The following is a 13569-nucleotide window of genomic DNA, read 5'->3' as shown; positions in this document are numbered from 1 at the left end:
GGACGACCACTCTCCGTAAGATGCTCGTCGTGGTTCGCTAGAGCGAACCGCGGTTTTGGGGAAGCGATGGGGAGACGCAATGGACGCCGCACAGCAGGAAGCCACCGCCAGAGCGCGGGAGCTGCAGCGGAATTGGTACGGGGAGCCTTTGGGGGCGCTCTTCCGTAAGCTCATCGACGATCTTGGCCTCAACCAGGCTCGTCTCGCGGGGGTGTTGGGACTGTCCGCGCCGATGCTGTCCCAGCTGATGAGCGGTCAGCGGGCGAAGATCGGCAATCCCGCGGTGGTGCAGCGGGTGCAGTTGTTGCAGGACCTGGCGGGACAGGTCGCGGACGGCAGCGTGAGCGCGGCCGAGGCGACCGAGCGGATGGACGAGATCAAGAAGTCCCAGGGGGGCTCGGTGCTCAGCAACACCACGACCACGACGAGCAGTTCGGGCGCGCCCACGGTCAAACGGGTGGTCCGCGAGATCCAGTCACTGCTGCGCTCGGTGGCCGCCGCGGGCGACATCATCGACGCGGCCGACACCCTCGCCCCGAGCCACCCCGAACTGGCAGAGTTCCTCCGGGTGTACGGCGCCGGCCGTACCTCCGACGCGGTCGCGCACTACCAGTCCCACCAGAGCTGAGCACCACGGCCCGGCCGTCGATCGGGGGTTCGACAGCCGGGCTCACGGCAACTGCCGCGAGCGGGACGCGAGGGGAACACAAGGGGGAGTCGTATCGCTCGTCTCGGGGGAAGCAACGGAGGTAGCCACAGGGGGAGGAGCGACGTACAGCCATGGGTGAGGTCTTCGCCGGCCGGTACGAACTGGTCGACCCGATCGGGCGCGGAGGTGTCGGCGCGGTCTGGCGCGCCTGGGACCACCGCCGGCGCCGCTACGTCGCGGCCAAGGTCCTGCAACAGAGCGACGCACACTCGCTGCTGCGCTTCGTACGCGAGCAGGCGCTGCGGATCGACCACCCCCATGTGCTCGCACCGGCCAGCTGGGCCGCCGACGACGACAAGGTCCTGTTCACCATGGACCTGGTGGCCGGCGGTTCGCTGGTCCATCTCATCGGGGACTACGGCCCGTTGCCCCCCTCGTTCGTCTGCACACTGCTCGATCAGCTCCTCTCCGGCCTCGCCGCGGTGCACGCGGAAGGTGTCGTGCACCGGGACATCAAGCCCGCCAACCTGCTCCTCGAAGCCACCGGCACGGCCCGTCCACGGCTGCGCCTGTCCGACTTCGGCATCGCGATGCGGCTGGGCGAAGCGCGCCTGACCGAGACCAACCTCGTGGTGGGCACGCCGGGTTACCTCGCGCCCGAACAGATGATGGGCGCCGAACCCGACTTCCCCGCCGACCTGTTCGCCGTAGGACTGGTGGCGTTGTATCTGCTGGAGGGGGCCAAGCCGGACGCCAAGGCGCTCATCCAGTACTTCGCCGAGCACGGGACCCCGGGGGCGCCCAAGAGCGTTCCCGAGCCGCTGTGGCAGGTCGTGGCGATGCTGCTACAGCCCGATCCAGGGGCTCGCTTCCGTACGGCCACGGGGGCGCGCAAGGCGCTCGCGGCGGCCGTGGAACTCCTGCCGGACCCCGGCCCCGACGACGAGTTGATCGAGATCTTCGACCAAGTGGGGCCGCTGCCAACGGGGTTCGCACCCGAGGGACCGCTGACGCGGGCTTCCGGGGTGGACACGGGGTCGACACCGTCGCGTGGGACGGGACCTGAGACCGGTGCGAGTACGGGTACAGGTGCGGGTGTGGGTACGGGTGTGGCTGCGGGTACGGGTGTGGCTGCGGGCGGCGCGGGCTCCGGCCTCCTCGACCCTCAACAGGACGTCGTCCCCCAGCCGTCCATCCCGACCCCAACCCCGACCCCGACCTCAACCCCTACCCCTACCCCCACACCGACCACGATGTCGGACACCGGCAGCTTCCATCTGCCGCCCCCGCAGACTCCGCAGATCCCCTATGTCCCCCATGTCCTGCCCTCCCCCCAGCCGCGCGGCGAAGCCTCCACCGCTTCATACACCGCCCAGGTCCCGCTGGTTCCGCCCACCGCGTCGCCGTTCCCGCAGCACCGTGGCAGGCGTGCCCGGCGTCGCCCCGGGCCGCCCGCGAAGGTGGCTATACCGGTCCTGCTGCTGGCGCTGGCCTGCTACGCCGTGGGGTTCTGGGCGCTGGCCCGCGTCTGACCGACAGGTGTCAGGAGGGGTACGGCGGGCCGCTACGTCGCGGTCCGGCGCCGGGCCGCCACCGTCCACGCGCCGAGCGTCGCCAACAGCACGCTGCCCGCGCCGATTCCGGCCACCGCGAGCACCTTCATCGCGGTGTCGCCTCCCCCGCCGCTCCCTGTCACGGCCGCCGCGCGGTCCTGTGCGGTGAGGTCGAAGGCGTTCCGGGGTTCGGACCGCCCCGCGTACCCGGGCCCCGAGTGCGCCGTACCGGCGACCCGCACGCGCAGCGTCACCTGGAACGGCCCCTGGCCGAAGTCGTCGGCCACCTGCGGGGCCAGGTGCACGACGAGGTAGTACGACCCGGCGAAGCGCATCCCGCTCGCGTGGTCGACGACGAAATAGCGGTTGCGGTACTCGACGGGCGGCAGGGCGTCGAGGGCGGCCGATCTCCGACCGCCCTGATAGCTGACGCCCGCCTCGTCGACGGAGGCCCGCACGGGGTTGTAGAGCGCCAGGTCGAGCGCGCGGCTCACATAGCCGCTGCCCGCGTCCGAGGCCTCCAGGTCGGCGGTGACGGACAGCTGCCGGCCCCAGTCGACCGGCACCTTGTAGAAGAGGGTCCCGCCGGGCGCGATGTCACCTCGCCAGACGCCCTGTCCGACGGCGACCGCCCCGGCGAACCCCGAACCGCCCGCACGGCTCCTGACCTCGCCCGTGACGGGCTCGGGCGAGGCGGAGTTCCAGTCCTGGGGCGCGTCGGAGGTACCGGCCTCGGTGAGCGGCGGCTCCGACACCACGGTGAGTTCCAGCCCCCAGGTGTCCGACGAGGAAGTCGACGCGTCGACGCGTTCGACGACCACGTAGTACTGGCCGTCCCCCTTGCACAGCGCGTTGCCCGGCTCCCGCACGGCCCAGGCGGCCACCGGGTACGGGCTCCTGCTGGCCCCGAAGGTGGCGCTCCGGTGGGTGCAGGCGGTTCCGGCGGCGTTCCGCAACGACACCCTGATGCCGTCGGTGGCGGCGACCGTGGTGCCGGCCGGGGGCACGGCGGTGACGGAGGCGTAGACGTCGGACACGGCGTCGAGCGTGAGGCCGTAGTAGAGGGTGGCGCCCTGCGGAAGGGAACTCCGGTACGTCCCCCCGGTTTTCAGGCCTACGGCGTCCGCCGGACCGGTCGCGCCGTTGACGGCCCGGTCGCCCTTGTCGTACCCGTAGGAGCCCGGCGCCCCGGCCGCGACGGCGGGCTGCCCCACCAGGGCGACGGTCGCGCACAGCACGGCGACGACGACACCGGCACGTCGTACGACACCGGGGGTACGGCCGCCCTGTGCTCGCGTCCACGCCCACGCCCACGCCCACGTGCGCGTCCGGGTCCGCCACCACGCCGTACGCCGCCGCCCCATCACGCGCCACCCCTCGTCGTTGCTCCGGACGTGGCCCATCCTGCCCCGCACGCGCGCGTGGCATCCCGGCAATTAGTGCAAGCGTCCGAAACGCCCGGGTCGTGGCGGCGGTAACCGGGTTCGCGTGACGGCGCAACACAAAGCCCCGACCGCCAGGCGGTCGGGGCGTGCTCAGAACTGGATCTCGGTACTCACGAACCCGTGGGCACGGAGTCGGTCGCCTCCGTCCACAGATCCTGCTCGGCGCGATCCGCCTGGATCTGGCGGTACACGAGGAGCCCGCCGATGGCGGCCAGTGCGACCAGGAGAAGCTTCTTCACCGCGCGACCTCGTCTTTCCTTGACGTAGGGGACCTCTGTCGCCCGACTATACACACCGACCGAGACCGATCGGTGACCTGCCTCCGCGGCCAACTCCCGCCCGGGACAGCGCAGTAGAAGCGGATGGAACCGCTCCGATCGGAGGGTGATCACACCCCCACGGACCGTTAATTTGGCCCCGATTCCTCCTCTTCCTTCACTTTCCTTCCCTCTTGCACCCATCCGAGTGGTGTTCATCAGAACATCGACGCGCCACGACCGGCGGTCCCACACTTCGCGACGCCCATACACATCATGAGGAAAGTACGCAAATCGCCCAACCTGAAAGTGAGGGGCCATGACCCAGATCAAGGTCATGAAGCTGTGGACCGCCTTCGTCACCGCCTTCATCTCGCTGTGCACCGCGCTCGGACTCATCACGATCACCGCGACGGCCGCCACCGCGGCGACGCTCCGCTCCGGGGCGACCGCCACCAGCGCCACCGCACAGCCGGCGGCACCGACGATCTCCCCCTGGTCCGTCACCAGGTCCCTGCCCCCCACGATGAAGCAGCGCATCCGGGCCGAGGCCCACGGCAAGTCCCCCAGCTGCCGCCACCGCCCGCCGACGGACACGGACGAGGCCACGGAGACCACCACCGACTCCACCGACCCGGCCCACACCGAGCAGACGGCACCCCTGGCGGCCCCCCTCCAGCGCTGACGCCCGACCCGCGCCACCGCACCACTCACCCACCGCCCCGACATCTCTGACACAGCGGCGAACTTGCGTACAACGCTCCAGAGAAGCCCCTGAAGTGAATACCCCCGGCCGGTCGCGGTCGGGGGTCTCAGTGCTGCCATTACTCGGCCATGTTGCCCCGGCGCTCTTGTCCGTCACCTGGTCTGCTGCTGCCATGTATGTGCGGACGGCACATATTCGGGGGCGGGCCAATGGGCGATCTCACGGTGAATCTCACGGTGAAAGCGTGGAAACGACACGGCAAGGATCGGCTCTACGTCAACCTTCCGGATGGCACCACCGTCGCCTGGGCGGACCGGCCGACGAAGGTGGTCACGATCAAGGAGCAGCGGTATCAGGGCGAGGCCCTGGCCCTGCTGCGGCACCATCTCGGCGCTTCGCTGACTCTTCGTTCCACTGCGCCCACACACTCGGCTGAACGCCCGGAAGCACCCCCCGGAGAGCCTGTTCGGCACCCCGAGCCGACCGCCCCGCGCCTCCCCGCTCGGCCGGTGGAGCTGCCGAAGGCGACCGTCGCCGACGATCTCGCGGAGAACCGCCCGGGCGCGGCCCTGATCGAGGCGATAGCCGCCCGTGGCCCGTCGCCGGCTCAGCGGCTCTTGACGAGGGTGCTGAGACGCCCCTCGGAGTGGGACAGCTGGTACGTCGGACTCGAAGGGGAACGGCGGGTGGGCCGGGAGCTGGCGCGGCTCTCCCGTCATGGCTGGCGCGTCCTGCACGGCGTACCCAAGTCCAACGGTGGTGACATCGACCACTTGCTGATCGGCCCCGGCGGAGTGTTCAGCATCAACACCAAGTGCCACCAGGGCGCCTCGGTCTGGGTGGGCGACACCATGGCCAAGGTCAACGGGGGTCAGCCGACCCCGTACGCCAGGGCGAGCAAAGCAGAGGCTGCCTACGTCCAGGGCGTGTTGGAGCGGCACTGCGGTTTCCCCGTCCCGGTGGAACCGGTCCTCGTCTTCGTCGGCGTGACCTCACTGCACCGCGCCGCGACGCAGTACACCGTACGGATCTACCAGGAGCGCGAGGTGTCCGCGCTCGGTCCCCTCACCGGCAGGCTGACGGCCAAGCAGATCGAGCAGGTCTACGCCGTCGCGCGACACCGCCGCGTCTGGCTGCGGTCCTGACCCGCGGTTCAGCGGCCGTAGACGCCAAAAACCCCCAACCACGACTGGCTGGGGGTCTTCGTGCTGGTGGGGCTAACAGGATTTGAACCTGTGGCCTCATCCTTATCAGGGATGCGCTCTAACCAACTGAGCTATAGCCCCGCCGCGCTCTGCGGAGTGTGTCCCGCGCGCTGACTCCTGAAGATTAGCGCACGACATGGGCAGTCCCAAAATCGATAGTCACAGGACCGCCGACGGAGGTTTCAACCCCCGTACACCCGCGTTCTCGTCCGACTTCTCACTCGTCCTCGGCGAGCGTCAGCTCGATGCCGCCGACGAAGCCGGCGGAGAGGTTGTAGATGAACGCGGCGAGCGTCGCGAGGGCCGTCGCCAGGACGACGTCGATGACCGCGATGATCCCCGAGAAGGTCAGGACGTGCGGGAGGGACAGGAAGGACTGAAGGTCGAAGCCGTTCGACTCGTTCGAGCCGGTCGCCTCCGAGATCGTGCCGCCGACCGTCGAGAAGACCCCCATCGCGTCCATGACCATCCACAGCACCGCGGACGCCACGACCGTGCAGATGCCCAGCGCGATGGAGAGCAGGAAGCTGACCTTCATCACCGACCACGGGTCGGCCTTCGCCACCCGCAGCCGCGCCTTGCGGGTGCGCGGCGCGGTGCGCGCGCCCGTGCGCGGACGCCGTACGGCACCGCTCTGGGCGGCGGCGGGCGGCTGCGTGGGGTAGGCCTGCGGCGGGTGGTACGGCCCGGCCGCCTGCTGCGACTGGCGCTCACCGGGCAGCGGCGAACCCGGCAGCGGGGACGCCGTCGGCGGTGCGGGCGGCTGGGGCGCCTGCTGCCCCTGGGCCGGAGCCTTGGCGCCCGCCCCGGCCGACTGCTGCTGCTGCTGCTGAGTGCCCGGACCTCGGGTGTCCGTCACGGTTCCCCCCTGGGATCCCTGGGATCCATGTGCGTCGGGCGCGTGCGAGTCGGCCTTCTTCACGTCGATCGCACGCAGTTGGGTCGTGTGCGGATCTGTCGCGTTCGCGGCGGAGCCACGGCCGCCGCCGTCCGTGTCCGTACCGGTCGATCCGGCGCCCGTGGCTCCGCTCACGATGACTCTCTCCTCGTGCTACTCGACCGAGGGTGCGTCACCCTCGTCAGTGCCGGTGGTCGCGACACCCTCGGCGGTCTCGTCGACGGCTTCGTCGCCGACGACTTCCTCCGCCTCGGATCCCGCCTCGGCGTTACGAGCGATACCTACGACGGCATCGCGCTTGCCCAGGTTGATCAGTTGGACGCCCATGGTGTCACGGCCCGTCTCCCTGACCTCGTTGACTCGCGTACGAATCACACCGCCGGACAGCGTGATGGCGAGGATCTCGTCGGTCTCCTCGACCACCAGCGCGCCGACGAGAGAACCGCGGTCCTCGACGATCTTGGCGGCCTTGATACCCAGGCCGCCGCGACCCTGGACGCGGTACTCGTCGACGGCGGTCCGCTTCGCGTACCCGCCGTCTGTGGCAGTGAACACGAACGTACCGGGTCGAACAACATTCATCGAGAGAAGCTGGTCGCCCTCGCGGAAACTCATGCCCTTGACACCGGAGGTGGCACGCCCCATGGGGCGCAGGGCGTCGTCGGTCGCGGTGAACCTGATCGACTGTGCCTTCTTGCTGATCAGCAGCAGATCGTCCTCGGACGAGACGAGTTCGGCGCCGATCAGTTCGTCGTCGGAACCGTCCTCCGTCTCACGGAGGTTGATCGCGATGACACCGCCGGAACGGGGCGAATCGTAATCCTTCAGAGGCGTCTTCTTCACCAATCCCCCCTTGGTCGCGAGGACCAGGTAGGGCGCCGCCTCGTAGTCACGGATCGCGAGGATCTCCGCGATCGCCTCGTCCGGCTGGAAGGCGAGCAGGTTCGCCACGTGCTGGCCGCGCGCGTCGCGGCCGGCGTCCGGGAGTTCGTACGCCTTCGCGCGGTAGACGCGGCCCTTGTTGGTGAAGAACAGCAGCCAGTGGTGGGTCGTCGACACGAAGAAGTGGTCGACGATGTCGTCTTCCTTGAGCTTCGTGCCGCGTACGCCCTTGCCGCCGCGCTTCTGGGAGCGGTAGTCGTCCGCCTTGGTGCGCTTGACGTAGCCGCCGCGCGAGATGGTGACGACGATGTCCTCTTCGGCGATGAGGTCCTCGATGGACATGTCGCCGTCGAAGGGCACCAGCATCGTCTTGCGGTCGTCGCCGAACTTCTCGACGATCGCCGCGAGTTCCTCGCTGACGATGCCGCGCTGGCGGACCGGGGAGGCCAGGATCGCGTTGTACTCGGCGATCTTCGCCTGGAGTTCGTCGTGCTCCTGGATGATCTTCTGGCGCTCCAGGGCGGCCAGTCGGCGGAGCTGCATCTCCAGGATCGCGTTCGCCTGGATCTCGTCGATCTCCAGGAGGCCCATCAGGCCCGTGCGCGCGATGTCCACGGTGTCGCTGCGCCGGATCAGCGCGATGACCTCGTCGATGGCGTCCAGGGCCTTCAGGAGGCCACGCAGGATGTGCGCCCGCTCCTCGGCCTTGCGCAGCCGGAACTTCGTACGGCGGACGATGACCTCGATCTGGTGCGCCACCCAGTGCCGGATGAACGCGTCCAGGGAGAGGGTCCTCGGCACGCCGTCGACCAGGGCCAGCATGTTGGCGCTGAAGTTCGACTGGAGATCCGTGTGCTTGTAGAGGTTGTTCAGTACGACCTTGGCGACCGCGTCCCTCTTGAGGACGATGACCAGGCGCTGGCCGGTACGGGACGACGTCTCGTCGCGGACGTCCGCGATGCCGCCGACCTTGCCGTCCTTCACCAGGTCGGCGATCTTCTGCGCGAGGTTGTCGGGGTTGGTCTGGTAGGGCAGTTCCGTGACCACCAGGCACTGGCGGTTCTGGATCTCCTCGACCTCGACGACCGCGCGCATGGTGATCGAGCCGCGCCCGGTGCGGTACGCCTCCTCGATGCCCTTGCGGCCGACGACGAGCGCGCCGGTCGGGAAGTCGGGGCCCTTGATGCGCTCGATCAGCGCGTCGAGCAGCTCCTCGTGGGAGGCCTCGGGGTTCTCCAGGCACCACTGGGCGCCCGCCGCGACCTCACGGAGGTTGTGCGGCGGGATGTTGGTGGCCATGCCGACCGCGATGCCCGCCGAGCCGTTGATCAGCAGGTTCGGGAAGCGGGCGGGCAGGACGGTCGGCTCCTGGGAGCGGCCGTCGTAGTTGTCCGTGAAGTCGACGGTCTCCTCGTCGATGTCACGGACCATCTCCATGGACAGCGGCGCCAGCTTGCACTCGGTGTAGCGCATGGCGGCGGCGGGGTCGTTGCCCGGGGAGCCGAAGTTGCCGTTGGAGTCCACCAGCGGCATCCGCATCGACCACGGCTGCGCGAGGCGGACCAGCGCGTCGTAGATCGAGGAGTCGCCGTGCGGGTGGTAGTTGCCCATGACGTCGCCGACGACACGGGCGCACTTGTAGAAGCCCTTCTCGGGCCGGTAGCCGCCGTCGTACATGGCGTACAGGACGCGGCGGTGGACGGGCTTGAGGCCGTCCCGGACGTCGGGCAGGGCGCGCGACACGATGACGGACATCGCGTAGTCGAGGTACGAGCGCTGCATCTCCGTCTCAAGCCCTACGGGCTCGACGCGCTGGGTGATGACGCCCTCTTCAGGCGTGCTGGGAGTGTTCTCGTCGGCCATTGCTGGTGAAGATCCTTCCTGATGCGGTCAGCTGAGACCGACTCAGATGTCGAGGAAGCGGACGTCCTTGGCGTTGCGCTGGATGAACTGGCGGCGCGCCTCGACGTCCTCGCCCATGAGGACCGAGAACAGGTCGTCGGCCTGCGCGGCGTCGTCCAGGGTGACCTGGCCGAGGACGCGGTGCTCCTGGTCCATCGTGGTGATGCGCAGCTCCTCGGCGTTCATCTCGCCGAGACCCTTGAAGCGCTGGATCGAGTCTTCCTTGATGCGCTTGCCGTTCTGTCGGCCCAGCTCGATCAGGGCGTCGCGCTCGCGGTCCGAGTACGCGTACTCGAAGTCGTCACGGCCCCACTTGATCTTGTAGAGCGGGGGGCGCGACAGGAACACGTGCCCGGCCTCGACCAGCGGCCGCATGAAGCGGAACAGGAAGGTCAGCAGCAGGGTGCTGATGTGCTGTCCGTCGACGTCGGCGTCCGCCATCAGGATGATCTTGTGATAGCGCAGCCTGGCGATGTCGAAGTCCTCGTGGACTCCGGTGCCGAAGGCGGAGATCAGTGCCTGGATCTCCTGGTTCTGAAGGATCTTGTCGATCCTGGCCTTCTCGACGTTGAGGATCTTGCCGCGGATCGGGAGGATCGCCTGGTACTGCGGGTTACGGCCGGACTTGGCCGAGCCGCCGGCGGAGTCGCCCTCGACGATGAAGATCTCGCACTTGGTGGGGTCGTTCGACTGGCAGTCGGACAGCTTGCCCGGCAGGGACGCGGTCTCCAGGAGGCCCTTGCGACGGGTGAGGTCGCGGGCCTTGCGGGCCGCCACGCGCGCGGTGGCCGCCTGGATGCCCTTGCGGATGATGTCCGAGGCCTCGTTCGGGTTGCGGTCCAGCCAGTCGTTCAGGTGCTCGTAGACGGCCTTCTGTACGAAGGTCTTTGCCTCGGTGTTGCCGAGCTTGGTCTTGGTCTGGCCCTCGAACTGCGGCTCGGCCAGCTTCACCGAGATGATCGCGGTCAGACCCTCGCGGATGTCGTCGCCCGTGAGGTTGTCGTCCTTCTCGCGGAGCAGCTTCTTGTCGCGCGCGTACTTGTTGATCAGTGACGTCAGCGCGGCCCGGAAGCCCTCTTCGTGCGTGCCGCCCTCATGCGTGTGGATGATGTTGGCGAAGGAGTACACACCCTCGCTGTAACCACTGTTCCACTGCATGGCGACCTCAAGGGAGAGGCTCTTCTCCCTGTCCTCCGCCTCCAGGTCGATGACCGTCGGGTGCACCACGTCTCCCTTGCGGGAGTTGAGGTACGTCACGTAGTCGACGATGCCGCCCTCGTAGTGGTACGTGACGGTCTTTACTTCGTCCTTCTCGTCCGCACCCGCCTCGTCGGCACCGGCCGTGGCCTTGGCCAGCTCGCGCTCGTCAGTGAGTTTGATGGTCAAACCCTTGTTGAGGAACGCCATCTCCTGGAAGCGCCGCGACAGCGTCTCGAAGGAGTACTCGGTGGTCTCGAAAATGTCCGGGTCGGCCCAGAAGGTGACCGAGGTGCCGGTCTCGGACGTGGCCTCGTGCTGCGCGAGCGGGGCCGTGGGGACGCCCAGCTTGTAGTCCTGGGTCCAGCGGTAACCGTCGGTCCTGACCTCGACGGCGACCCTGCTGGACAGCGCGTTCACTACGGAGACGCCCACGCCGTGCAGACCGCCGGAGACCGCGTAGCCGCCGCCCCCGAACTTGCCGCCCGCGTGCAGCACGGTCAGCACGACCTCGACGGCGGGCTTGCCCTCGGACGGGACGATGCCCACCGGGATGCCGCGGCCGTTGTCGATGACGCGCACGCCGCCGTCGTGAAGGATCGTGACGTCGATCGTGTCCGCGTGGCCGGCCAGCGCCTCGTCGACGGAGTTGTCGACGACCTCCTGCACCAGGTGGTGCAGGCCTCGCTCACCGGTCGAGCCGATGTACATACCGGGTCGCTTGCGGACCGCGTCCAGCCCTTCGAGGACGGTGATCGCGCTGGCGTCGTACGAGCCGGTGACCTCGCCGTTCGAGGAGTGAGCCTCGCCGTCGGCGCCGGCGTCGGTGGACGGGATGTTCTCGTTGGGGTTGCCGGAATCGGCCACGAAGCGCCCTTTCTGGCACAGCACAAGCCAGGCTCAGGCTGGTGGCCGGAGCGGCTGCGGCGTGTTGCGTTGGTAAGCCTTAGTCAGCGTTGCTCGGTGTCTGTCCCACAAGTGGGGCGGGATTGCTTCCAGTCTACCGGTAGCGCCGACAGTGATGGGGGTTTGCCGGTACCTGAGTCCGCATGTGCCGCCCTCAACCGGTCTCTCCCGACTCCCCATATGCGGAACGGGGCTCAAAGAGGCTCACAGCGGCACTCAGCGCTTCCGGGTATGAACCCTTTGCTACTCCTGGGTCAGGTCGCTATTCGCAACCGCGTCCGGTCGCCCGCCGACACCCGCGCTGTGATGTCAGTCACCCGTAGGTGTCGCCGGGACCCGTGCTGCCCGGAGCCCGCAGCGGGCCGTAGCGGCGGGGCGGTCCACCGGGGTTGAGCACCTTGATCATCCGTACGGTGCCGTGCCCCAGATCCTCGTTCAGCCTGGCCACGAGCGTGGGCGTGAGGTGCCGCAGCTGGGTCGCCCAGGCCGTCGAGTCGCACTGCACGACCAGCACCCGCTCGTCCTCGTCGTACCGCTCCGGTACGCAGTGCTTGGCCAGGTCCTCGCCGACGATCTGCGGCCAGCGGCCCATCACACCGCCCACCGCGGCCGGTGTCTCCCAGCCGCGTTCGTTCAGCAGCCGGTTGATCGCAGCACCGAGCGCCATCGGGTCGCGGCCGTCGGCGCGCGCGCCGGAGCGCAGGCCCCCGCGCCGCGCCTGCTTCTTCTGCTGCGCCGCGTCCCCACGCGCGCGTGCCTGTTCCTTCGCGGCGCGCAACGCCACGCGCGCGAGGTCGACGCCGGAGGGCTCGACGGCCTTCGGGGGTACAGGTTCGTCCTCGGTGCTCATACGCGCTCCACCGCCCCCTCCGCCACTCTGTACCGCGTCCCCGCCAGTACGTGCGGTACGTCGTCGTCGACCGCGGCCGTCACCAGCACCTGCTCGCCGGGCGCCACCAGCTCGGCCAGCCGCTCCCGGCGGCGCGTGTCCAGCTCGGCGAACACGTCGTCGAGCACGAGCACCGGCTCATTGCCCTCGGCCCGAAGCAGGTCGTACGACGCGAGCCGCAGCGCCAGCGCGTACGACCAGGACTCCCCGTGCGAGGCGTACCCCTTGGCCGGCAACTGACCGAGTTTGAGAATCAAATCGTCCCGATGCGGTCCTACGAGGGTGACGCCCCGTTCGATCTCCTGCTTGCGCGCCTCCGCGATCGCCGCCATCACCTGCTCGTAGAGGTCCTCGCGGGTGTGCGCCTCACCGGGCGCCGACGGCTTGTACTCCAGGGCCACCGGGCCGCCGCCGGGCGCCAGTTGCTCGTACGCCTTGTCCGCGAGGGGCTGCACCGCGGCGATCAGATCGAGCCGCTGGGCGAGCAACTCGGCGCCCACGCGCGCGAGATGCTGGTCCCACACGTCGAGCGTGGACAGGTCCATCGACCGCCCGCCGTGCCGCCGTGCCAACGCGGCCGACTTCAGCAGGGTGTTGCGCTGCTTGAGCACCCGCTCGTAGTCGGACCGCACACCGGCCATACGCGGCGACCGCGCGGTGATCAGCTCGTCCAGAAAACGCCGCCGCTCCCCGGGATCCCCCTTCACCAGGGCGAGATCCTCGGGCGCGAACAGCACGGTCCGTACGATGCCCAGGATGTCCCGGGGCTTGGACGGCGAGGAGCGGTTGATACGGGCCCGGTTGGCGCGGCCGGGGTTCAGCTCCAGCTCGACCAGTTGCTGCCGCTCGCCCTGTCTGACCTGCGCCCGGATGATCGCGCGGTCGGCGCCCACCCGGACCAGCGGGGCGTCGGTGGAGACGCGGTGGCTGCCCAGGTTGGCGAGATAGCCGATGGCCTCGACGAGGTTGGTCTTGCCCTGGCCGTTGGGGCCCACGAACGCGGTGACGCCGGGGTCGAGTGGGACGTCGACCCCGGCGTAGGAGCGGAAGTCGGCCAGCGACAGATGCGTGACATGCATG

The 13569-nt window shown here is 69.1% G+C and carries 11 protein-coding genes and 1 tRNA gene; 4 read left to right on the top strand and 8 right to left on the bottom strand.

Annotated features, from left to right (window positions below):
- Positions 1–79: 79 nt before the first annotated feature.
- Positions 80–628, top strand: a complete 549-nt coding sequence (locus ACWIHT_RS22650; protein WP_019073558.1) for a helix-turn-helix domain-containing protein — start codon at positions 80–82, stop codon at positions 626–628.
- Positions 629–780: 152 nt separating this feature from the next.
- Positions 781–2181 (top strand): serine/threonine-protein kinase, encoded by a 1401-nt coding sequence (locus ACWIHT_RS22645; RefSeq protein ID WP_456169964.1) that lies wholly within the window; start codon positions 781–783, stop codon positions 2179–2181.
- A 32-nt stretch (positions 2182–2213) separates the two neighbouring features.
- On the opposite strand, the gene ACWIHT_RS22640 is transcribed toward ACWIHT_RS22645, so the two are convergent.
- Complete coding sequence (locus ACWIHT_RS22640) at positions 2214–3605, bottom strand: hypothetical protein (RefSeq protein WP_456169963.1); 1392 nt, start codon at positions 3603–3605, stop codon at positions 2214–2216.
- Between the two features lie 152 nt (positions 3606–3757).
- Positions 3758–3886, bottom strand: coding sequence for a DLW-39 family protein (locus ACWIHT_RS22635; RefSeq protein WP_003999697.1), 129 nt, complete (start codon positions 3884–3886; stop codon positions 3758–3760).
- Between the two features lie 337 nt (positions 3887–4223).
- On the opposite strand from ACWIHT_RS22635, the gene ACWIHT_RS22630 reads away from it, so the two are divergent.
- Together ACWIHT_RS22630 and ACWIHT_RS22625 are read left to right on the top strand one after the other, a co-directional pair.
- Positions 4224–4589, top strand: a complete 366-nt coding sequence (locus ACWIHT_RS22630; RefSeq protein ID WP_456169962.1) for a DUF6344 domain-containing protein — start codon at positions 4224–4226, stop codon at positions 4587–4589.
- A 257-nt stretch (positions 4590–4846) separates the two neighbouring features.
- Complete coding sequence (locus ACWIHT_RS22625; RefSeq protein ID WP_456169961.1) at positions 4847–5755, top strand: NERD domain-containing protein; 909 nt, start codon at positions 4847–4849, stop codon at positions 5753–5755.
- Positions 5756–5819: 64 nt separating this feature from the next.
- Here the strand turns inward: ACWIHT_RS22625 and ACWIHT_RS22620 are convergent.
- From ACWIHT_RS22620 to recF, 6 genes are all read right to left on the bottom strand, one after another.
- Positions 5820–5896: transfer RNA gene (locus ACWIHT_RS22620), tRNA-Ile, on the bottom strand.
- A 136-nt stretch (positions 5897–6032) separates the two neighbouring features.
- On the bottom strand, positions 6033–6848 hold the full coding sequence (locus ACWIHT_RS22615) for a DUF3566 domain-containing protein (protein ID WP_456169960.1): 816 nt from the start codon (positions 6846–6848) through the stop codon (positions 6033–6035).
- Positions 6849–6866: 18 nt separating this feature from the next.
- Positions 6867–9458, bottom strand: coding sequence for a DNA gyrase subunit A (gyrA, locus tag ACWIHT_RS22610; RefSeq protein WP_456169959.1), 2592 nt, complete (start codon positions 9456–9458; stop codon positions 6867–6869).
- A gap of 42 nt (positions 9459–9500) precedes the next feature.
- The gene (gene gyrB / locus ACWIHT_RS22605; protein WP_456169958.1) at positions 9501–11561 is read right to left on the bottom strand and encodes a DNA topoisomerase (ATP-hydrolyzing) subunit B; all 2061 of its coding nucleotides are present in this window, start codon (positions 11559–11561) and stop codon (positions 9501–9503) included.
- Positions 11562–11913: 352 nt separating this feature from the next.
- Complete coding sequence (locus tag ACWIHT_RS22600) at positions 11914–12450, bottom strand: DUF721 domain-containing protein (protein WP_456169957.1); 537 nt, start codon at positions 12448–12450, stop codon at positions 11914–11916.
- Positions 12447–13568, bottom strand: coding sequence for a DNA replication/repair protein RecF (gene recF / locus ACWIHT_RS22595; protein ID WP_456169956.1), 1122 nt, complete (start codon positions 13566–13568; stop codon positions 12447–12449). The genes ACWIHT_RS22600 and recF overlap by 4 nt, the downstream gene beginning before the upstream one ends.
- Between the last annotated feature and the right edge of the window lies 1 nt (position 13569).

It is taken from the genome of Streptomyces sp. NPDC002276, assembly GCF_053891435.1.
This window is presented reverse-complemented; position numbering and strand designations above follow the sequence as displayed.